Annotated in this window: 21 protein-coding genes; 6 read left to right on the top strand and 15 right to left on the bottom strand. The window is 33.3% G+C overall.

The genetic code is table 11. The features are described 5' to 3' along the window. Positions 1 to 260 precede the first annotated feature (260 nt). From Q0912_RS07185 to Q0912_RS07195, 3 genes are read left to right on the top strand one after another with little or no spacing between them, the layout of a single operon-like run. Positions 261 to 1,355 carry a carboxylate-amine ligase gene (locus Q0912_RS07185; RefSeq protein WP_299113505.1) on the top strand — a complete coding sequence of 365 codons (1,095 nt, stop codon included), beginning with the start codon at positions 261 to 263 and terminating at the stop codon, positions 1,353 to 1,355. A gap of 15 nt (positions 1,356 to 1,370) precedes the next feature. Further along, positions 1,371 to 2,189 (top strand): GMP synthase, encoded by an 819-nt coding sequence (locus Q0912_RS07190; protein ID WP_299113507.1) that lies wholly within the window; start codon positions 1,371 to 1,373, stop codon positions 2,187 to 2,189. A gap of 5 nt (positions 2,190 to 2,194) precedes the next feature. Continuing rightward, a complete protein-coding gene (locus tag Q0912_RS07195) occupies positions 2,195 to 3,397 on the top strand; it encodes a hypothetical protein (protein ID WP_299113509.1) in 1,203 nt (400 codons plus the stop codon). 3 nt (positions 3,398 to 3,400) lie between these two features. On the opposite strand, the gene Q0912_RS07200 is transcribed toward Q0912_RS07195, so the two are convergent. The 3 genes from Q0912_RS07200 to Q0912_RS07210 form a co-directional block, all read right to left on the bottom strand. After that, entirely contained in the window at positions 3,401 to 4,600 is a 1,200-nt protein-coding gene (locus tag Q0912_RS07200) for an ATP-grasp domain-containing protein (protein WP_299113511.1), read from the bottom strand. Positions 4,601 to 4,702: 102 nt separating this feature from the next. Beyond that, positions 4,703 to 6,142 (bottom strand): leucyl aminopeptidase family protein, encoded by a 1,440-nt coding sequence (locus Q0912_RS07205; protein ID WP_299113513.1) that lies wholly within the window; start codon positions 6,140 to 6,142, stop codon positions 4,703 to 4,705. Continuing rightward, positions 6,127 to 6,894: an alpha/beta hydrolase-fold protein gene (locus Q0912_RS07210; protein WP_299113515.1), complete on the bottom strand. Its 768-nt coding sequence runs from the start codon at positions 6,892 to 6,894 to the stop codon at positions 6,127 to 6,129. The genes Q0912_RS07205 and Q0912_RS07210 overlap by 16 nt, the downstream gene beginning before the upstream one ends. Positions 6,895 to 7,163: 269 nt before the next feature. On the opposite strand from Q0912_RS07210, the gene Q0912_RS07215 reads away from it, so the two are divergent. After that, positions 7,164 to 8,444 (top strand): ammonium transporter, encoded by a 1,281-nt coding sequence (locus tag Q0912_RS07215; protein ID WP_299113517.1) that lies wholly within the window; start codon positions 7,164 to 7,166, stop codon positions 8,442 to 8,444. Between the two features lie 2 nt (positions 8,445 to 8,446). On the opposite strand, the gene Q0912_RS07220 is transcribed toward Q0912_RS07215, so the two are convergent. Next, on the bottom strand, positions 8,447 to 9,106 hold the full coding sequence (locus Q0912_RS07220) for an ABC transporter ATP-binding protein (RefSeq protein WP_299113519.1): 660 nt from the start codon (positions 9,104 to 9,106) through the stop codon (positions 8,447 to 8,449). 33 nt (positions 9,107 to 9,139) lie between these two features. Next, a complete protein-coding gene (locus Q0912_RS07225) occupies positions 9,140 to 11,668 on the bottom strand; it encodes a DUF5916 domain-containing protein (protein WP_299113522.1) in 2,529 nt (842 codons plus the stop codon). Between the two features lie 209 nt (positions 11,669 to 11,877). Here Q0912_RS07225 and Q0912_RS07230 point away from each other — a divergent pair, with 209 nt between their 5' ends. Further along, positions 11,878 to 12,147, top strand: coding sequence for a hypothetical protein (locus Q0912_RS07230; RefSeq protein WP_299113525.1), 270 nt, complete (start codon positions 11,878 to 11,880; stop codon positions 12,145 to 12,147). A gap of 55 nt (positions 12,148 to 12,202) precedes the next feature. On the opposite strand, the gene Q0912_RS07235 is transcribed toward Q0912_RS07230, so the two are convergent. The 9 genes from Q0912_RS07235 to Q0912_RS07275 all read right to left on the bottom strand — a co-directional run bounded on the left by Q0912_RS07235 (position 12,203) and on the right by Q0912_RS07275 (position 20,828). After that, entirely contained in the window at positions 12,203 to 12,757 is a 555-nt protein-coding gene (locus Q0912_RS07235) for a type 1 periplasmic binding fold superfamily protein (RefSeq protein WP_299113528.1), read from the bottom strand. Positions 12,758 to 12,787: 30 nt separating this feature from the next. Then, positions 12,788 to 15,187, bottom strand: coding sequence for a TonB-dependent receptor (locus Q0912_RS07240; RefSeq protein WP_299113530.1), 2,400 nt, complete (start codon positions 15,185 to 15,187; stop codon positions 12,788 to 12,790). Positions 15,188 to 15,278: 91 nt separating this feature from the next. Further along, positions 15,279 to 15,620: a hypothetical protein gene (locus Q0912_RS07245; RefSeq protein WP_299113532.1), complete on the bottom strand. Its 342-nt coding sequence runs from the start codon at positions 15,618 to 15,620 to the stop codon at positions 15,279 to 15,281. Next, the gene (locus Q0912_RS07250; protein WP_299113534.1) at positions 15,617 to 16,111 is read right to left on the bottom strand and encodes a DUF6787 family protein; all 495 of its coding nucleotides are present in this window, start codon (positions 16,109 to 16,111) and stop codon (positions 15,617 to 15,619) included. The genes Q0912_RS07245 and Q0912_RS07250 overlap by 4 nt, the downstream gene beginning before the upstream one ends. Before the next feature lie 29 nt (positions 16,112 to 16,140). Then, complete coding sequence (locus tag Q0912_RS07255) at positions 16,141 to 16,578, bottom strand: DUF6146 family protein (protein WP_299113536.1); 438 nt, start codon at positions 16,576 to 16,578, stop codon at positions 16,141 to 16,143. Positions 16,579 to 16,780: 202 nt separating this feature from the next. Then, a complete protein-coding gene (locus tag Q0912_RS07260; protein ID WP_299113538.1) occupies positions 16,781 to 17,419 on the bottom strand; it encodes a DUF937 domain-containing protein in 639 nt (212 codons plus the stop codon). Between the two features lie 109 nt (positions 17,420 to 17,528). After that, complete coding sequence (locus Q0912_RS07265; protein ID WP_299113540.1) at positions 17,529 to 18,479, bottom strand: D-2-hydroxyacid dehydrogenase; 951 nt, start codon at positions 18,477 to 18,479, stop codon at positions 17,529 to 17,531. 96 nt (positions 18,480 to 18,575) lie between these two features. After that, the gene (gene serC / locus Q0912_RS07270) at positions 18,576 to 19,637 is read right to left on the bottom strand and encodes a 3-phosphoserine/phosphohydroxythreonine transaminase (protein ID WP_299113542.1); all 1,062 of its coding nucleotides are present in this window, start codon (positions 19,635 to 19,637) and stop codon (positions 18,576 to 18,578) included. Between the two features lie 132 nt (positions 19,638 to 19,769). Then, complete coding sequence (locus Q0912_RS07275; RefSeq protein ID WP_299113543.1) at positions 19,770 to 20,828, bottom strand: acyl-CoA reductase; 1,059 nt, start codon at positions 20,826 to 20,828, stop codon at positions 19,770 to 19,772. Between the two features lie 76 nt (positions 20,829 to 20,904). Here Q0912_RS07275 and Q0912_RS07280 point away from each other — a divergent pair, with 76 nt between their 5' ends. Then, positions 20,905 to 21,258, top strand: coding sequence for a 4Fe-4S dicluster domain-containing protein (locus Q0912_RS07280; RefSeq protein ID WP_299113545.1), 354 nt, complete (start codon positions 20,905 to 20,907; stop codon positions 21,256 to 21,258). Positions 21,259 to 21,331: 73 nt separating this feature from the next. Here Q0912_RS07280 and Q0912_RS07285 read toward each other — a convergent pair whose 3' ends face one another. After that, the gene (locus Q0912_RS07285) at positions 21,332 to 22,288 is read right to left on the bottom strand and encodes a YafY family protein (protein ID WP_299113735.1); all 957 of its coding nucleotides are present in this window, start codon (positions 22,286 to 22,288) and stop codon (positions 21,332 to 21,334) included. Positions 22,289 to 22,421 lie beyond the last annotated feature (133 nt).

Genomic DNA, 22,421 nt, shown 5'->3' on the forward strand with positions numbered 1-22,421 from the left:
AAAACGATAAAGGATGCTGTAAAGAAAGCTCCAGTTAAGAAAGCACCGACCAAAACCACATCAAACAAAAAGACTACTGCTACAAAAGCAGTTACAAAGAAAACAACAACTAAAAAAGCATCTGCTACGAAAGCAGTATCCAAGAAGAAGTCCACTACAGCTTCAAAAAAAGTTGCACCTAAAAAAAGAGCTACTAAGAAGTAAATATATTAACGCCCTGATTGTTTATCTTAATCAGGTCTTATTTAAATTTTATTAATATGAAGTTTACATTAGGTATTGAAGAAGAGTATCAGGTAATCGACCCAGACACTAGAGAGCTCATTTCACACGATCAGAAAATTGTTGCCGAAGCTTCAAAGGTTTTAGGAGAACAGGTTAAGGCAGAAATGCATCAGGCCGTTGTAGAAGTTGGGACTAATATCTGTGAAGATATCACTGATGCTAGGCAGCAGATTAAGCACCTGAGAAAATCAATATCTGGTATCGCTAAAGATTTAGGATTTAATATCGCAGCAGCTGGTACACACCCTTTTTCAAAATGGGAAACACAATTACTTACACCTAATCCACGTTATGATCAAATTATTAATGAGCTACAGGATACTGCACGTTCTAATTTAATTTTTGGACTTCATGTGCACGTTGGCATTGCAGATAAAGATTTAGCACTTCATATTACAAATGCTATGCGTTACTTTTTGCCGCATTTGTATGCCTTGTCTACTAACTCACCATTTTGGGAAGGTAGAAACACAGGATTTAAATCATATCGATCTAAAATTTTTGACAAGTTTCCGAGAACAGGCATTCCTGGTGTTTTTGATAATTATGCTCAATATCAAAACTATGTAGACACTTTGGTTAAGACCAATTGTATAGATAACCCTAAGAAAATTTGGTGGGATATTAGAATACATCCAGTTTTCCCAACATTAGAAGTAAGAATTTGCGATGTGCCAATGACTTATGAGGAGACCTTGAGTATTGCAGCATTAATACAAGCTCTGGTAGCAAAGCTCTATAAATTAAAATGTCAAAACCTTAATTTTATAACTTACCATAGAGCGCTCATTAACGAAAATAAATGGCGTGCTGGGCGTTATGGAATAGATGGTAAGATGATCGATTTTGGTAAACAGATTGAAGTAGATACTACTATTTTGATGGAAGAGTTACTAGACTTTATAGATAATGTAGTAGATGAACTTGGCTCAAGAAAAGAAATCGAAAATGTACGAAATATGATGAGAAATGGTACAGGAGCTGATCGCCAATTAACCGTATATAAAGATACACGAGACCTTAAAAAAGTTGTAGATTACATTGCACAGCAAACTATAACAGACCTTTAAGACCTACAAATATTTATGACAAAAGCTAAATTGAAATTAGCCATATTAGATATGAATGATGGAGAACCCAATCAAGGGTTACGTTGTATTAGAGAGATTGTTGAGACCTTTAATGAAGATGTTGTATTTAATATATTTGATGTGAGGGTTAAAGGAGAAATTCCAGATGCGTCATACGATATTTATATTTCTAGCGGAGGACCAGGTAGTCCGTTAGAAGAGGGCAAATGGAGAAAACCATACTTAGATTTAATGCAAGAGTTATGGGATATCAATCAATCTGAAACAACTCAAAGGAAACACGTGTTTTTTATTTGTTATTCGTTTCAGGTGATTTGCGATTATTTTGAATTGGGTGAGATAAAACCAAGACGGAGTACATCTTTTGGTATCCTGAAGGTACATCAAACTAAAAAAGGGCATAAAGATCTTATATTTAAAGGACTTAACGATCCGTTTTATGCTGTAGATTCCAGAGATTGGCAGCTCGTTCAACCTAAGCTTACCGTTTTTAAAAGTCATGGAGCCACTATTTTGAGTTTAGAAAAAATTAGAACACATGTAGAATTAGAGCGCGCTATTATGGCGGTACGTTTTTCTGATGAATTTGTAGGTACACAGTTTCATCCCGAAGCAGATCCAGTAAGTATGGAAGCTTTTTTTAAACTCGAAGAAAATAAAAAAGTAGTTATTGAAAGTTTTGGAGAGCAGAAGTATAATCAAATGATGGATAGAGTAGATGATGCTGATAAACTTATTATGACCTATAATACTGTACTGCCAAAGTTTATCACTAATGCTATGAAGATGATTAAGCAACCTGTAATGTCTTAAGAGCAATGATTAAGAGTAATAGAAAAATCTATAACGATAATTTTACCTTAGCGAAATACAATGCATTATTAAATGAGATTAATGATGAATTTGATTATAAGGTAAGGTTTAAGATTGCTGAAACACCAGTATTTATACCTAAAACGCTTAGAGATAAATTGGTTGAGGCATGTAACGAAATCATTGATGTAATTAATCAGCCAAATTTTAGTGAGTTAACGAAAGATGCATTTTTTGATAACAATACCATTGTACCTAATGAAGTTGGCCCGCCAAAATTTATTCAATTAGATTTTGGGATTTGTAGGGACGATCAAGGAGAACTTGTTCCAAAACTTATTGAACTTCAAGGTTTTCCTTCATTGTATTTTTTTCAAGAGTTTTTAGGGCGCATGTATAAAAAACACTTTGGCGATGCCATTCCCAGAGATTACTCACAGCATCTCAATGGTATGAGTACTGAAGAATATATTGATTTACTTAGAACAGAAATCGTTGGGGATACAAATCCAGTACAGGTGGTTTTATTAGAAGTAGAACCACATGAGCAAGCAACCGCTATAGATTTTTACGCTACAGAGGCTATGTTAGGAATTAAAATATTATGCATTACCGATTTGATAAAGAAAGATAAACAGCTATTTTATAGAGATGATAAAGGGAATGACGTTAGAATTCTAAAAATATATAATCGTATTATTTTTGATGAGCTGCACCAACGTAAAGATTTAGAAGGCCAATTTAAATTTCAGGATGAAGTAGATGTAGAATGGATAGGGCATCCTAATTGGTTTTTTAGGATTAGTAAGTATACAATGCCTTTTTTAAAAGGTGATTATGTGCCAAAATCCTATCATTTGGATAAGTTAGAAACAATTCCTGAGGATTTAGAAAATTATGTATTAAAACCTTTGTTTTCATTTGCTGGTTCTGGAGTTTATATTAATGTTACAGCTAATACCATAGAGAGTATTGCAGATAAATCTAATTATCTACTACAAGAAAAAGTTACTTATGCACCAATAATTGAAACCATGGATGTCCCTGCTAAATGTGAAGTGCGTATGATGATGGTTCACAATAGTAAAACCAATAAGATTGAAATTGCTAGTAATCTTATTCGTCTCAGTAAAGGGGAAATGGTTGGAGTTAAGTACAATAAGGATAAAACCTGGGTTGGTGGTAGTACTGGTTTTTTTGAGGTTTAAAGTTTACTCCGACTTATTTGGTGCTGGTAAACTTGCGTGAAACTCTTTACTTATACGTTCTGTATAGTTATCTAACAACTCTAAAACACGTTTACTGGAGTCCGATACTATAATTAGACCAATATGCCATGCTTTGTTCATTCTCCATACAATTTCCTTATCAGTAAAGCTTGATGTATCAGGATGCTCAAATCTGCTGAGCGAAACCACAATACCAGCATAAGTATTATTAATCTTTGGTAATTTGTAAGTTACTTGTCTTAAGTTAGCTATTTCTACATTTGCCCACTCTGACCAAAGGTTTACACCAGATGCATATTGTACCATTTCGGCTAAATTTGCACCGCCAACACGAGAAGAGGTTTCCAGAAAAAATAACTCTCCTGTAGATTTAGATTGAATAAATTCTGTATGAGACGCACCAAATTGCATCCCAAAAGCCTTCATTACATCTTTATTCATTTTTTGTAAGGCTTTTTCGGTTTTAGACCCTATTTCACAAGTTGCAGATCTAAATATGCCTCCGCCATGAGCTACTTCAAAAGGTGTGTCTAAATATTTACTAACTCTAGAAAAAGCAACTTTGCCTTCAACATTAAGACCATCTACATGATATACATCACCAGGAGCAAATTTTTCTACTAAATAGCCATCACGATCGTCACCCAATGAATGAATAACTTGCCAGAGCTCGTCCTTACTGTGTATTTTTTTTATACCAGTTGCAGAAGCTTCCATACGTGGTTTTATTAGCCATGGTGGGCTTATACTATCGGCATAATCATTAATGTTTTGGTCATTAAATAAGTCTGAAAATTCCGGCACATTGACCCCTTCATTTTTAGCTTTAATACGCATTGCCAACTTATCTCTAAAATAATGTGCAGTGGTACGTCCCATACCTGGCATTCTAAAATGCTCTCTGAGTAATGCAACTTTTTCGACATCAAAATCGTCTAAAGCTACAAACCTATCAAACCTTATAGAGCGAAATTTATATGCTATGCCTTTGGCTACATCATCCTGGTTCCATTCTTCAATATAAAACGTTTCATCAATAGCTTCCCAAGGCCAGGACTCATGTTCTAACTTTTTCTTAGTTAGAAGAAATACGTTATTGCCATTTGCTTTACAGCTTTTTAAAAAATCTATTCCTTTAAAATATGTACAAATACAAAGAAAATTTAAGGGTTGTTTAGCCATAGTTATTGATTTTATAGTTGTCCCAGATGTTCTGGTATGCCTAAAATTATTACATAGATAATTTGTGCGGTGTTCTATAGATTGAAATTACAAAAACTTATGTTATTTAGTCGCCAGAGTTTTAATAAATTCTAAAAGTAACTGAATACCATAACCCGTAGCACTTTTCATTTTTGCATAAGCTGAATCACCAAATGCTACACCAGCAATATCTAGGTGCATCCAATTTTTATGATTGTCGGTAAAAGCTTCTAAAAATTTAGCAGCATTAATAGCACCTGCTATAGGTTTACCACTAAAGTTTCTAATATCTGCTATATCACTATGCAGATCATTTTCAAAATCTTCGAATAATGGTAAAGGCCAAACACGTTCGTTAACTTTATAGCCAATCTCAGAAAATGTTTGTGCCATCTCTTGATTGTGTGTAAACATACCAGCAGCTGAGTAACCTAAGGTTCTAACTACGCTTCCTGTTAAAGTAGCTATGTCAATTAGATAAGTTGGCTTAATATTTTTAACAGCATAGCTTAATCCATCGCACATCACTAGTCGCCCTTCAGCATCAGTATCTATAATTTCTATAGTTTTACCAGAATAGGATTCTATGACATCTCCAGGTCGGTAACTCGCTGCATCAACTGCATTCTCGGCAGAACATACTATTCCTGTTACATTAACACTAAGGTTTAATTTAGCAATGAGTTCAATAATACCTAAAACCACAGCTGCACCTCCCATATCGCTTTTCATGTAATGCAAATTGGTAGAGGGTTTTATAGATAAGCCTCCAGAATCGAAGGTTATGCCTTTTCCAACTATAACTAAATCTACTTCTTTATCTGTTTTACCTTTGTATTCGTTAAAAATTGCTACAGGTCTGTTTACGCTTCCTTTTCCTACGGCTAATACGGCTTTAAATCCTTTATTTTTTAATTCTGCCTCATTAAAAATAGTGCATTTATAATTTGTGTTTTCAGCAGAATTACCAGCCCATTTTGCTAAAAACTCTGGTGTTTTAATATTTGGTGGAGCATCAACTAATGCTTTTATTCTGTTAATAGTTTGCCCTATAAGTGCACCTTCGTTTATTATGGTCTCTACATTTTCTGTTGTACAGATAGAAACCGATGTTTTAGATGTTTCTTCTTTAGTAGATTTATACTCTCCAATTTTATATTGAGCAAGTTTCAGCCCTATAATGGCTTTACGAATTTGGTGTCCATTTAAATCATTGGTATAGACTTGTATGGATTTACCCCAGTATTTTTGAGTATCTACAGATAGTTTTCTAAAGGCCTCTTCAAGTTTAGTACTGTGTTTTTCTTCACCGAGTCCTAATAGGTAAATACGATTGCCATTTTTTCCATAGAGTAGAAGGTGTGTAGAAAAGCTACCATCAAAATCTGGATTGGTAATGGGTAATATATCTTTAACAGCTTCAATATTGTTTTTTTGGCAGGGTACGATATAATCTTTGGAAGTGTCTAGATGTTGTTTTTGATCAAATGTCATAGTTTTTTTAATTAAAAATAAAGCCATTTTACGGCTTTAGGAAATTCTTCGCGCCAATGCACTTCTGCATGGCTACCTTCTTCATTAATAGAAAAATGAAAATCGATATTGTAACCTTTTACCATTTTTTCTTTAATGATTGCTCCAAGTTTTGTTGCATTTGGTAAATGTTCAATACTTTCTTTTCCGCCAGCATAAAGATAAATCTTTGATTCCGCTAGAGGTTTAAATGATTTTGTATGATTAAATACTGCTTTTGATATCCATAAGCTGGGTGAGAAAATCATCATTTTACCAAACACCCCCGGATTTTTAAGACCAGCATAAAGGCTAATTAGGCCTCCCATAGAACTACCACCAATACCTGTGTTCTCAAAATCGGTTAATGTTCTGTAATGACTATTAATGTAGGGTATTAGCCTTTCTATCATAAATTGGATATAAAAATTGCCTTTGCCTTCTCCAAAGCGAGGATGATAATAGGGTAAATATTCGTTAATACGTTCTTTTTCACCATGATCTACTGCTATGATAATAAGGTCACCATGATCTTCTTTTGCTAATTTAGCCATAGATTTATCGATAGCCCAATCTCCATATGGTGCTAATGGATTAAATAAATTTTGACCATCTTGCAAGTATAATACAGGATAACGTTTTTCTGTTTCATAGTAATTATGTGGTAATACTGCTGAAATCTTTCGGGTAGCATTAAGATGCGGAATTTCGTAAGCTTCTTCTAAAACTTCTATTATAGGATTAAACTCCGTCACTGTCATTGATTATTTTTTTGGGTTGACGAAAATACTGATTTAAGCTATTAAAAACCATTAGTGTTAGTAAAACTTTTTAAAGTAAAGCAGTAATATATTATTCTAATCTATTTTTAGATTTATGTTATTTACCTAATTGAATTTATGGATCGTATTTTTATCATATTCCAAAAAAACATTTAGGTTTTTTACAGATTCTACATTGATTTTCAGCGATATTAAACATATTTTGCTACCTGTTTTTTTAAATTGAAATTAACTAAACATAACCATTCATGATAGGTAAGAAAATTAACTTCATTGTTCTAACAATAATTGTTTTATTTATTGCTTTTACTGCAACGAGCTACCAAGAATTAACTTCTAGTATAAATAAGGCAGATACAGCATGGATGCTTGTAGCTAGTGCCTTTGTTTTATTAATGACTCCTGGCTTATCCTTTTTTTATGGAGGAATGATAAACAAGAAAAATGTGATATCAACAATGCTTCAAAGTTTTGTGGCCTTAGGTGTAATTAGTGTCCTGTGGGTATTAGTTGGGTTCAGTTTAGCTTTTGGCGACAGTATTGGTGGGATTATAGGTAATCCATTCACATATTTTAATTTTAAAGACGTTGGTGTAGAACCCAATCCAGATTTTTCTGATTCTATTCCTTTTTTGTTATATGCACTATTTCAATTAAAATTTGCTATAATAACTCCGGCATTAATAACTGGAAGCTTTGCTGGGCGTATTCGTTTTAGGAGCTATATTTTATTTATGGTATTATTCAGTCTTTTAATTTATAGTCCATTGGCACATATGACGTGGCATCCTGATGGCTTATTTAGAAATTGGGGTGTTCTTGATTTTGCAGGAGGAACAGTAGTACATATGTCTGCTGGTTTTGCTGCTCTTGCAGGCGCATTGTATTTAGGAAAACGAAAAGTCGCTGAGGAGACACATGCAAATGTGCCGTATGTTATTCTCGGTACAGGTATGCTTTGGTTTGGTTGGTTTGGTTTTAATGCAGGCTCAGCTTTAGGAGCCAATGGCGATGCTGTTATTGCTTTTGCTAATACTAATATTGCATCGGCTACAGCTATGATTGCATGGTTGTTCTATGAGCGTTTTATGGGAAGGAAGATGTCAGCGGTAGGTGCATGTATTGGTGCAGTTGTTGGTTTAGTAGCTATTACACCAGCAGCAGGCTTTGTAAATATTGGACAGTCCGTTGTCATTGGTTTTGTTGCTTCTATAATTTCTAATTGGATGATCCATTTAAAAAATAAATCTGGCATTGATGATACTTTGGATGTGTTCCCTAGCCATGGTATTGGTGGTGTTGTAGGTATGTTGCTAACTGCCGTTTTTGCTGCAAACGTTGGTTTGGTTTATGGAGAAACTGAAACGTTTTATTATCATATTATTACCTTGTTTTTAACAGCCATTTTTACGTTTGGAGGAAGTTATTTACTCTTTAAAATTGTAGATGTATTAGTTAAAATGCGTGTGCGTGAAGACCAAGAAGAACGAGGTCTGGATATAAGTCAGCATGGCGAACAGATTGAATAGCTTTAAATAATCTTACCATCTACCATGGTTAACTTTCGGTCTGCCATTTCAGCAAGTTCTTGGTTATGAGTTACGATTACAAAAGTTTGTTTAAACTTATCTCTAAGTTTAAAAAACAAATTGTGAAGTTGTTCAGCAGATTCGCTATCCAAATTTCCCGACGGTTCATCGGCAAAGATAATTTTTGGTTGGTTTATAAGAGCTCTGGCTACTGCTACACGTTGTTGTTCTCCACCAGACATACTATTAGGTTTATGATGTATACGCTCTTTTAAACCTAAATAATCTAATAATTCTATAGCGCGTTTTTCGGCTTCGGACTTTGGCGTATTATTAATAAAAGCAGGGATGCAGACATTCTCTAAAGCTGTAAATTCTGGTAATAATTGGTGAAACTGAAAGATAAAACCTATATGTTTGTTTCTAAATCTTGCCAATTCTTTATCTTTTAATATTGTAACAGGTTGATCATTGATAATTAATTCTGTATCGGGTTTATGATCGGGTACATCTAAAGTACCTAAAATTTGCAAAAGGGTTGTTTTTCCTGCTCCAGACGCACCAACAATGGATATAATTTCACTTTCAGAAATAGTAATATCTACCCCTTTAAGTACTTTAAGTGCGTTGTAAGATTTATAAATGTTTTTGGCTTTAATCATATAGAAAGCGAAAATACTATTTTAATACGATTATTACATTATCAATTGAGGATGTGTATTGATTGTATAGGAATTATTAATTGAATTGTAAAACATATTAGCTTGTCCATTTTGCCCTTTGTTTTTCTTATTAAAAATAGATTTAATACCATTAAAATCTATAAAATATTGCAAACGAACAGAAAACGTGTGTTGAATTGGTTGTTCAAATAATGTTCCTAAACTTTCTGAAAAACTATCTTCAGACATATCATTATTATTAAATAACTGGTTTCTATATAGAGCAGTTAAGAAGCTGCCAGGTGCAAATTGCCATGAGTAACTAAGATCAATATTCCATGTGCTGAAGTTGATATTTGGGTCGTTCTCTACATTATCTACAGTATAGCCAGAATCTGTTGTTAGTTTACCATTATCTAGTAGGGTAAACAGTTCACGGTCATATTTCACAGTATCCCAATAATGTCTAAAGGTCAATGCGAGTGTGTTAAAAGGATTGAACGTATAATTAGCAGAAATTGTATTTGTAACTCTTTTACGATTGCGTTCTCCAAAAATAGGCTGGTCATCTTCAAATGTTGCATAACCTCTTTGTCCGTTTGACATGTTAAGGTTAAAACGATAAATCATTAGTAACTTATCATTTGCTCTTATTCTGGGGCTTAGGTTAAAGTTATATCCGAATAAATCTCTACCATCTTCAAATATTTTAAAAATATTAGCATTAATATCGAAAGCAAATTTCTTGTTATAGTTTGAAGAATAAAAACCTCGAACACTAGCTATGTTTTCAAAGATGAAAGGCCTACCATCTCTAGATTCAAAATAATCATATTGCTTACCGGGCGATATATTAATATTAAAACCATAACTATTAAGCTTTTTAGTTTGTGCATTATAGTTAGCTCCAAAATTAGTGCCTGTAAATACACCAGGATTTGCAAGGTTTCTATAATTAATCCATGCATTAAAACGATAACTATTTAGGTTGCCTTTGGGCTCAAAGATTTGATACCAAACATCTGCACCAAAATTATTGAAGTTATTTCTAAAGTTAAGACCTAAATCATTGATTTCGTATTTAGTGTCTGCAAATCTATGGTCAAAACTATAACGCCAGTTTCCGTGAGTTTTACCGATATAGAAGAAAGAGCTAAAACCTGTTTCACTATCTATATCCTGATAGTTTACATGACTCATTTTTGCTTCAGCATTAATCTGGTAGGTATTCCTTTTGTTTTGAAGATTGGTTACAATAGCAGTTGCATTACCATCTCTAAATTCACCTTCTCTCATTACATTAGTATTAATTAAACTAATTGAAGAGTTACCGTTAAACTGCTGATCAACAACTACTATATTATAATTGGTAAATGGTTCTACAATCTCGCGTCTTTTTTCGCCAGTTTCCGTATTTGTAATTGTTGCTTCAGTTTTTTCTGTAATAGCATTAAAAATACCGACACCTAATCCATTTTTGGTTCTACCTGAAACCTTGATAGCATTTAGTACTTTAACCTCATCTGGCACATTTGCTTCTTCACTTTCATCGAGGTCTAAAATGCCGCTAGGACGACCACCTACACGTCTAGAGAAAAATAAACCCCCTTTAGAGAAAAGATCCACACCTTCAGTAAAAAATTGACGTTGCTCAGAAAATGTTTGTTCAAAAGGACCAAGGTTAAGCACTATATTATCAAATCCTGCCTGGCTAAAATCTGGTACTAAAGTCGCATCGAGTGTAAAATTATCTGTAATGCCGTATTTAACATCCATACCAAATGTTAAATCGGTTTCTGTGTCACCATCAAAGCTATCTACAATTCCTGTTGAAAAGGGGTATAGATTTAGCCTAACAGGTGGTTTTAAATCCTTTAGACCTTTTAATTCTCCATGATATAAACCTATATTTCCTTGAGTGGGGTCAAATTCATTCCATGTAAATTGCGAACGCTCTCTTCTAAAATGTCTATGAAATTGTAAGCCCCAAGTAGGTTCTTCTTGGTTAGGAAAACGCAAAGTCCTATATGGAATTTCAATTTCAACGATCCATCCATCATCCACAATCTTTACAGCACTCTGCCAAACGGCATTCCAGCTAAAATCTTCACCTATACTTGGATTTGCAATAGCATCTGCTTGTTGACCAGAGCTAAATACAAAAAAGTTAGTGTCATTTTGAGCATCATTATTTGGATTTAATATAACTGAAAAGAAGTCATTTTGTCCAAAATTATCCCTGCTAGTTAACTGCTTCATGATTTTTGTCGGGTCATCATAAAGATATGCAGCTACATAAATAGCTTTATCATCGTATGTCATTTTTACTTCAGTACGACGTTCTGGTGGGAGTGTATTACCAATATCTGGTCTAAATTGAATAAAACCTGTTGCAATTTCTGCATTTTGCCATGCCTCATCATCTAAAATAGCATCTATTTTTGGCGCTTTTTCAGCTCGGGTAATATAGAGTGTTTTTTTATCTTTTGTTAAAACCGTATTTTCTTGGGACTGCGCAATAGTTGAAAAACAAAAAATCAAAAAGGCAAGTATGGAACGCATTCGCAATGATTGATGATGATTATTCTAAAGGGTAAAGATATATGCACTTTTACCGTTGTTACAATATAACACTACAAATCTAAGTTCTAAGGTTATGCAATGCTCTTAATTAAACGTTAAAATGAGTGCGTAGCTGTAGACCTGCTGATTGGGCTACTTTTTGGAATACTTATTGTACATAGTAAAATGTTTAACACTATAAACTATAAATGAAAAAACACCAAAAACTTATATTAAGTCTACTTTTTGATGGACTTGGATACGTATCTTTTATCTTTCCTCCATTTGATTTTATTTGGGCTCCAATGTCTGCTTTTTTTATGACGAAAATGTACAAAGGGAGAGAAGGGAAAATTGCTGCAGTTATTACTTTTGTTGAAGAAGCATTACCATTCTTTGACGTAGTACCTACATTTACTTTAATGTGGTTGTATACATTTGTTCTAAAATCAGAAAAAAATAATACCATACTATCTTAAATAAAAAGGGCTGAATTTTAATTCAGCCCTTTTTATCCGTATTACAAAAATAGTTTTATTGAACAGAAATAGAATAATTAACTTCTACATCTGTACTTCCTCCTGCACCAGCTAAAGTACCATCATTTGGTTTTGAAGGCTCATGTCTTAAAACTACATTTAGACCTCCTGTTCCTACAGTTCCGGTAGTAACAGTAGTTTCAATACCTAGAGGATTTCCATCACCATCTGTATCAGTTTTAACAACAGTCATACCAGCAACGCTTGGTGTATAGAAAAACTCATGCTCATCAGCTTCTCCTACGATTTCTTCATTTACATCTTCTGGTGGATTCTCTGTAGCATTCCATAACTGGATTGAGCCAGTATACGTTGTATTGGTAGATAATGTTGATACAGCAGGAGTATAAACGGGTTCATTACCACCTTCACCATCTAAATCTGTGAAAGTTAATGTTACTATATCTGCTGCATTTGCAGTGTTAGTTAGTGTTAATACTACTGTAGTGATAAGTTCTTCGTCGTTTTCACCACCATCATCATCACTAGAACAGCTTGTCATAGCCAAGCCCGAGATAAAAAATAGTGCTAATAATTTAATTGTTTTCATAGTCTTTAATTTAAAGTGTAACATAATTTATTAATAATTTAATTTGAGTTTAATATTAAAATTTCTACCTAGTTCGTCTGCAAAATATCTTAACCTGTTTAGATTTTCTCTATACGAAACATTGAAAAGGTTAGATACATTGAACGCTATATTTAAGTTTCCAGTTTTAAAAGCCTTAAAGTTGATAGAGCTATTAAAATCGACAAGTGTATAGGCAGAAGGCGTTGAGCTAATATCTACAAAAACATCTTCTTGTAGTATTGGATCAAACGTAAAAAAATTATAATCTGGATATCTATTTTGTTGTAATACAGTTTTTTGTCTCAAACCAACAGATAGTTGATTTAAGTCTTCATTATAATATGTAATTGAATTTGTAAAATTAGTAGCAGGCATATTTATCAGGGGAATATCATCTGATAGATTATCTCCTTGTAACAAGCTTATACTACCATTATAACTAAAAAAGTTGCTAATCTTTTTGTTTATATCTATATCAATTCCAAATATGCGAGCATTAATTTGATTGTATTCCCATACAGGAAATGCACCTCTCACAGTGGTTGTGATTCCATTAGGTATTAATTGAATAAAATCATTAATATACTTATAGTATGGACTAACGGTAAAACCAAAATTTTGGTTATTACGCTCTATAGACATTACAAATTTATTAGCGACTTCTTTTTGCATGGTTAATAAACCGATTTCTATTCGGGCTGCACTATGATGTAATCCATCACTAAATAACTCTGATGGATTTGGCATTCTAGATGCTAATCCGTAGTTGAAAAATAGATCAATATCATTACTAAAATGCCTGGTTAAACCCAGACTTGCAGAGAAATTATGAAATGAAAATTCAGGAAAAGTTAAGATTCTGGAATCCTCAATGGTTCCTGATTCAAATTCAGGGAATAGTTCATCATAGTTATAGATTTCATTCCAGTCAGCCAATCTGTAGCGTTTTTCAGCTTCAATACGGGAAAAATCATATCTAAAGCCTGCGCTTACTTCAGTAAAGAGATCTAAATTATATGTCCCGGTAACATAGGCACCTACATCGTATTTATCAAAATCTGGAATTAATGGACTAACACCAGTACCAGATACAGCATTATTCTGTTGATAACGTAATAAAAACCCAGTATTTAATTTTAGATTATCATACGCATCGATTTTTAAGTTGGACTGTAAAGATGTTGTAAATAATCTTAAATCTATAACAGGTGTATTACTTCTATTTCCTCTTCTTAAATCAAATTCTTTTCTTCGATTAATTTGAAAATCATATTGCACTGATAATTTTCCAAGACCTTTAAAACGTTTATATGCTTCAACTTTACCTAAATGATGTAATATAGATTGTCTAGGATTATCAATGTCATAAGAGAAATCATCAATAACCTGAGGTTCACCACTATTAATCGCCCTGACCAAATCATTAACATTACCAATATGCGAAGCTCTAAGAATTCCAAACTCATTATCCACAAAACTATAGTAGGCTTCAAAACCTTTTTCAAAAGATTTATAACCAATTCTGGCAGATGCATTAACACTTCTTAGTCCAGTATTGCTGAGTTGATATTCTGGAGATTCAAAATCTCCAAATTTTCGATAACTCGCTTGTAGTTTACCATAGAGTCCGTTCTCATAAGTTCTTACGATTTCTGAATTGATATTACCTCCCCAACCATTAGTATTAAGCGATAGCGAAGTAGTTCCAAATATGCTATCCTTGGCGGCATAATTTTGAGAACGTATTAGAATAAGGCCACCAATGGCATCACTTCCATACATTAGTGTATTGGCACCTTTAATAACATCTATACGTCCAGCAGCATTAATATCAATGTTTGGTGCATGCTCATCTCCCCATTCTTGATCGAATAAGCGCACATTGTTATTGATAATTAAAAGCCTGCTACTATGCAGTCCATGTATCATTGGTTTTACTATCGTATTTCCTGTGTTTAAAGAAGACACTCCACTTATAGTGTTGAGTGCGTCACCTAAAGATTTATCAGAGAAATCATCTATGGTTTCTTTTTTAAGAGACCGCTGTATGCTTGTATTATCAATTTTAGTATTTGCCGATACTACAACTTCGTTTAATTGCTCTAAATGATGTTCTAAAAAAACACTTTTAAATACATCACCATCAATATTATAAGTAACTGTTTTGGTTTCGCAGGCAATGTGAGAAATAACTAAGGTAATCTCACCTTTACATAGATTTTCAATTTTAAATTTCCCGTTTTCATCAGATGTAACATACTTATTTAAATTTTTTATAAACAGTGTTGCACCAACAATAGGAGTATTATCGTGAAAATCTTTGAGTTCACCAAGAAGTATTGAATCACAATTCTGGGTGAAACCTACTTGAAAATATGCAAAAAGTACTATAATAGCACAAAATCTCATAACCGAATGTTATAATAGAGTGTGTACTAAACAATAAGTGTTAATTTTTGTTTAGTACTTAAAAATTAATAATATCTTAAAATCGAAAATTTTATACCAAAAATGGTGGCCCTCTAAGGAAAGAAGTGTCTTGTTGATGTGTTCTTAAGTATATATAAAAACACGATTCAATTTTATTATAATCTTTTTGAATCAAGGTATCCTTACTATAAATACCTGAATAATAATTTGTATTTAACTTAAACTTATAGAAGTCACAATCTAAATCGGCTTCATGAAAATGCGTATATCCATTATCATCATTTTCGCAAACTTCATGCTCATGATGATTAAAGACATGCGAAAGTTTTACTACACTAGGTAATAAAACCGAAAGTGATAGCACAATGGCTATAACCTTAAAAAATGATGTTATGATAGTTTTTAGATTCAATCTACAAATCGCTTTAATCCAAATCGTCTTAGCATTTTCTTTTCAAATTCCCAAAAGAATTTAAACTGACCAAATAACCAGCCAAAGGTAACTAAAAGTATTTGATAAAAAATTAGCCCAATGATAATAAATAATATCCAATATATTATTGGATTTAAGTTTTCTTTAGTTATGCCTATAAGCTTCATTATTGGTCTGCCTATATAAAGTGAAGAGGATCCTGTTATGGCAAATACCATAAATACACGAATCATTTCCCATTTGTAGTCTAAAATCCATTTATTTTCTAGTTTTTTAAAAATGAACAGCGTGAGCTTGAGTAATATATAAAAGACCAGGATAGTAGTAATGACTATATATACTTTTGCATAGCTACTAAGAAAAGCATTTGCTATTTTATATGCAGAATATCCTAGAGTTAACAAACCAAAAAAGGGAAATAACAACTGCCAATTATGTTGTATTTCCCAATGTGTTTTAAATTTCTCCATAACACTTTTTAAAGTGCTGCAAATTTACACTAAATTCTTGGAACAAATGATGTTAATCGCTGGTTGTATTTTAGCTGAAAATATATAAAGTAATTGTACAGTTTATAGTTTACATCATACCCATAATCTGTGCGTGTATCATAATCTATGCGAAGTTGATAAAGGTCTGGATTGTAGACACTAGGTTGGAGGTTTCTTTGGTTCCATGCCTGTACCAAAAGTGCATTTCTAGTTTCTAACCATTGTTGTGAGTAATGCCCTCTGGGTCTGGCGGTGCCAACCAGCCATGCATTAAACCCTGGTTCAATAATAATAATTTCGTAATCTGTTTCGTCACTACTAATAGAAACAGTATCGTTTTCTACCAAATTACTATCGTTTCCATTATTTATAGTTTGGTTATTGTTATAAGATTTACAGCTTGCAATTAATATAATAAGGATAAGAATGGGTATGATCTTTTTCATGATTTTAAAGGTATTAAAAATTTGTGAGTATTCTTTTTGATCAGTTTGAATTTAACATTACAAACTAAATCAATAAATAGGTCATTTTAAACAGCAAACTAGTAATCTCAATTGTAGAATGAGTAAATTGGTGTTTTCAGTAAGTTTAAAACAAAAAAAGCAGCTCTAAAAGAACTGCTTTGCTATGTGTTTGGTAAAAATTTTATTTACCGAATAAACCGCCTAAGAGACCGCCAAGACCGCTTTTTTTCTTAGACCCACCGCCTAGTACCATGCCAGCAACATCGTCAATAACACTTCCGTCACCATCAGCATCTAATACTTGTTCTAAGAAGCTTTGTTCTTGTTTTGTATCATTACCACCAAGTAAGCCACCGAGTAAACCACCTAAATCACTTTGATTAGAGACATTATTTTGACGTGCTTGTTTACCCAAAACACCCATTAATATTGGTGCAGCTACCTTTAGTATATTGGCTACTGAACCCATATCTAATCCAGATTTTTCACCTATAACCTTTTCAACACCTTGACGTCTTTGACCTAATACATGACCAAGAATCTTATCTCCGTCGGTTTTAATATCTTCATCCACTCCGCCACCAAATAACCCACCTAGATTATCTAAAATACTACCATCATGCTTATTACTTAAAGCTCCCATAAGTCCTTCTGCACCTTGTGGAGTAGAAGCGTTACGTTCCATAGCTTTCATTAATACAGGTAATGCCATTGTTAGTACACTACTTGTTTTATTTTGATCTGTCCCTGTAGAACCCGAAACACCATTAATAATAGTTTTTCCTAAGTCGCTGTTTAATAAGTCTAAAATTCCTGCCATTTTGTTATAATATGTATTAAGGTTAATAAAAATTCAGTTTATCAAGGTACAAAAAAAGTCCTTACAATTGTAGGACTCAGTTTGTTGGCTTTGGTCACATTTTTATTGGTTAGCCAAGAATATTAATAATTTGTTGTGCCAGTTCTGTACCAATTCTATCTTGCGCTTCATTGGTTGCGGCACCTGTATGAGGTGTTAATGATAGTGCAGGATTCATTAATAATTGTACTTCTGGTTTTGGTTCTTTTTCAAAAACATCTAGTGCGGCTCTAGCTACCTTTCCGCTCTCGATAGCTTTTACAAGTGCAACTTCATTAACTACACCACCACGAGCAGCATTAGCTATAATCACTCCATCTTTCATTTGGCCAAATTCCTTTTCGTCAATTACATAATCTTTTTGAGCTGGTACATGGAGTGTTAAAAAATCAGCTTGTTTTAAGACATCTTCTTTTGAAATGGTTTTAATTTCAAAATTTACTTTTTGCCCATCAAAAAACTCTAATTCAAGATTTGCTTTTTCCATAAATGGATCATAAGCAACAACTTTCATTCCGGCACCAATAGCCACTTTTGCTGTAGCTTGACCAATGCGTCCAAACCCAAGAACACCAAGGGTTTTACCTTTTAATTCTGTGCCTTTTGCATAAGCTTTCTTTAAGCCTTTAAAGTTAGCATCACCTTCTAAAGGCATGTCGCGATTAGAATTGTGTAGAAAACGCGCCAAACCATAGAAATGACCAAACACCAATTCTGCTACAGAATGAGACGATGCTGCTGGCGTATTGATGACATGTAATCCTTTGCTACGTGCGTATTCTACATCAATATTATCCATACCAACACCACCACGACCAATAACTTTTAGGCTTGGGCAGTTGTCTATTATATTTTTTCTAACTGTAGTTGCACTTCTTACCAACAAAACTGAAATCTCATTGGCATTGATATAATTTTCTAACTGCTCTTGTGCAACTGTTGTTGTGATTACTTCATATCCGGCAGCTTCTAATGTTTTGATACCACTTTGAGAAACTCCGTCGTTTGCTAGTACTTTCATTGAAAATTTTAATTTTCATTTCCGCTAGGGCGGAAAATTTGTTTTTATATAGTTTTTTTTGTTTGAATAGATACTGTAGCTTATTCTAAATTGCATTTATGCTTTACTCTCTAATTCGCTCATTACTTCAACCAATACCTTAACACTATCTAAAGACAAGGCATTGTACATAGATGCGCGGTAGCCACCAACACTTCTATGACCATTTAAACCATTAATACCAGCTTCTTTCCACATGGCATCAAAGGTTTCCTTAAGGTTTTCGTTTTCTAAAGTAAAAGTTGCATTCATATGAGAACGATCTTCTTTTACAGCGTAACCTTTAAATAATGGATTTAAATCTATTTCAGAATATATTAAACGTGCTTTCTTTTCGTTTTCTTCTTCAATGGCTTTAATACCTCCTAAGTCTTTTAACCATTGCATGGTTAACATTGACACATATACCGCAAATACTGGTGGTGTATTAAACATACTGCCTTTACCAATATGTACTTTGTAATCCATCATTGATGGGATTTTACGAGACACTTTTCCAAGAATGTCCTCTTTTACGATAACCAGTGTGGTACCCGCTGGTCCCATATTTTTTTGCGCACCAGCATAGATGATATCAAATTGCGTAAAATCTAATTGACGTGAAAAAATATCACTACTCATGTCACATACCATAGGAATCGATGATTTTGGGAAATGCTTCATTTGTGTTCCAAAAATGGTATTGTTGGATGTGCAATGGAAATAATCGTAATCCTCAGGGATATCATATCCTTTTGGTATGTAATTAAAGTTAGCACTCTTAGAAGATGCTACTTCATAGATGTCGTCATAAATTTTAGCTTCCTTAATAGCTTTGTCACTCCAGGTTCCAGTATTTAGGTAACCTGCTCTTTTTTCTAAAAGATTAAGGGCTACCATTAAAAACTGTGTACTTGCACCTCCTTGTAGAAATAAGGCTTTGTAGCCTTTGCCTTCTAAACCTAGCAATTCTAAAGCTAATGCTCTTGCATTTTCCATTACATCTACAAAAGGCTTACTGCGATGCGAAATCTCTATAAGTGATAAACCTTCGTCAAAATCTAAAAGGGCTTCAGAGGCTTTTTGTATTACAGATTTTGGTAATACGCATGGACCTGCACTAAAATTATGTTTTTTCATGAAAATTTTATTTTCCTTCCCATCTTCAGACTATACTGAGGTACTATTGGGAATCCATTATTTAATAATTAAACAGCTACAAAGGTGCTAATTAATTGGTTATTAAACATTAATAAATTGATAATTTTTAAGTCAAATTTTTAACAAGAATTCAACAGTATCAACATTATCTGCATAATCCCAAAGTTGGGGCTTTTGGGTTTCACCAAAGGGTATTTCATTTTCTAAAACATCATCAGCCACAACGCACTGAATTTTATCAGCATCTACCTTTAGTTTTTGCTTCAAATTTTCTATTGAGCTATATGTTTCGAAAAACAATGTGGCAATAGGCGATGCGTAGCTTTCATCTTCTTTTATCATTAAAAAACCATTTTCCAGCATATCGAATTCACTCATTAAATATACAGCTTTGTTGTAATCATAATTGTTAGCGTACTTGGCTTGCTGTATAATGGGATGCCATTTATATACTGCATTAAAAAATGCATCAAAATTATACTGCTTTGGTACAAATAGTTTAGAAACATTTCTACAGCCCAGTCCATAATATCTAAAAATATCTTCAGATAAGGCTTCTAACTGTTTAGAGGTTTCATTTCCTGTAAGTATCGCTACTGAATTTCTGTTTTTTCTAATTATGGATGGTTTGTCTTTAAAATAGTATTCAAAATAACGCGCAGTATTATCACTTCCAGTTGCTATTACAGCATCAAAGTCTTTGAGTTTCTCTACTGTGAACGTAATTTTTCCTTTGAAATCAGGTTCAATAAGCTCTAAATATTTTGCTAAAAAGGGTAGTAGATGCTTGTCATTTGAGGATTGCTTTACTAAAACCTCATGGCCAGAAATGAGAACAGATAAAAAATCATGAAAACCAACTAATGGAATATTCCCTGCCATAATTATGGCTATTTTCTGAGAACTTGTATTAGTAAAGTTATAATTCTTTATCCATGTGTTAATGTTACTATTAGTTAATGCTTTAGACCAAGACTCTAAACTAAAAAGTATATTATTTTCTGTAAACCAACCATTGTGTTCTTTTGCAAGTTTTATTTGATGCTTAAAGCCATCGAAAAACAAATCATTAGCTTCTATAGTATCATTTTTGCATATACCATTTGTAGTAAATTGACCTAAAAAAGTACCTAATTTTATAAAAGCGTTAATTCTTTGTTGTAAATCCATCTCCTATTTGGTAAACCGCCAATTTGGCTCTATTTTTGCAACTGCAAAATTAAGCAATAAAAAAAGAAAAATTACTATGGCAATTATAATCACAGACGAATGTATTAATTGTGGAGCTTGTGAGCCAGAATGCCCAAATACTGCTATTTACGAAGGTGCTGACGATTGGCGCTATGCTGATGGCACGAGCCTAAAAGGAAAAATAGTCTTACCAAATGGTAAGGAAGTTGATGCAGACGAAACACAAAAACCTATAAGTGATGAGTTGTATTACATTGCACCAGATAAGTGTACAGAGTGTATGGGCTTTCATGAAGAGCCTCAGTGTGCCGCTGTATGTCCTGTAGACTGTTGTGTTCCGGATGAAGATATCGTAGAAACAGAAGAAGAATTATTGGGTAAGCAACGCTTTATGCACCCTGAAGATTAAGTCTGTAAAGACATTAGATATTTTAAATCCTAAGTTTCTAGCTTAGGATTTTTTGTAACTAAACTCAATATCATTAAAGTCTTTCAATCGCTTTATTTAAAATATCTTTCATATGCAATTTTAGGCTTTCTGGCTCAACAACCTCAGCGTAATCTGCAAAAGTAATATACCATCTCGAAAACCAATCCTTTACATTGGTTGTCATAAACGTCATTTCTACTTGCTTATCTAGAGTTTTTTCAGAAACAAATCCATGTGCTTTTTTTGAATTGTTTATATATCTAAGTACAGATTTATCAACACAAATAACAACTTTAGTTTTCTCAATAGTACTGACTTTATTTAAATAATTTTCTAAACTTCCATGAGTTTTGGTAAATGGAATATCTGTTCTTTTGATATCAAGCATTCTATCGGTTCTAAATTGCCGATAATCTTTTCTATAGTGGCAATAACCATATAAATACCAATTATTGTTTTCATGATATAGTCCAACAGGTTCGACAAAACGCTCTGAAGGATGTTCGCTTTGCATGGAGTGATATTTTAAAAAGAACTGTTTACGCTCAGCTATACTTTCAAAAAGAATTTCTAAAGCATTAGGTAGGTTTTCGTTAAATAGTTGCTGAGTAGAATCTACAGTAATTTGAGAATCTAAAGCAGAAATCCAATCTTTTTCACGACCTCTTAAGACTGATTTTATCTTTAGCATTGCAGATTCGTGGTAATTTCCAAGGGATTTGTCTACGTACTTTTGCATCAGTTTTTCGGCAGCAACAAAACTACTGGCTTCTTCTCGAGTAAACATAACAGGTGGTAAACGATAACCTTCCATTATAGAATAGCCAACACCAGCTTCGCTAATAATAGGTACTCCAGATGCTTCTAATGTCCTTACATCCCTGTAAATGGTTCGTAAACTCACATTAAATCTATCGGCTAACTCTTGAGCCTTAACAATGCGTTTGGATTGTAATTGTATTAGTATGGAAACAATACGGTCGAATCGTTTAATAGTGTCTGTACTCATAATGGCATAGCATATCTCCCAAAGATAGGACTTCAAATAAAAGTGTGATTTGAAATAGGTTTTTAATTTAATCATAATGACTCATCCATCAGAAGAACCTAGCTCTTTAAATGATGTTTTCAATTATTTCATA

Source organism: uncultured Winogradskyella sp. (genome assembly GCF_947498345.1).
Taxonomy (GTDB): domain Bacteria; phylum Bacteroidota; class Bacteroidia; order Flavobacteriales; family Flavobacteriaceae; genus Winogradskyella.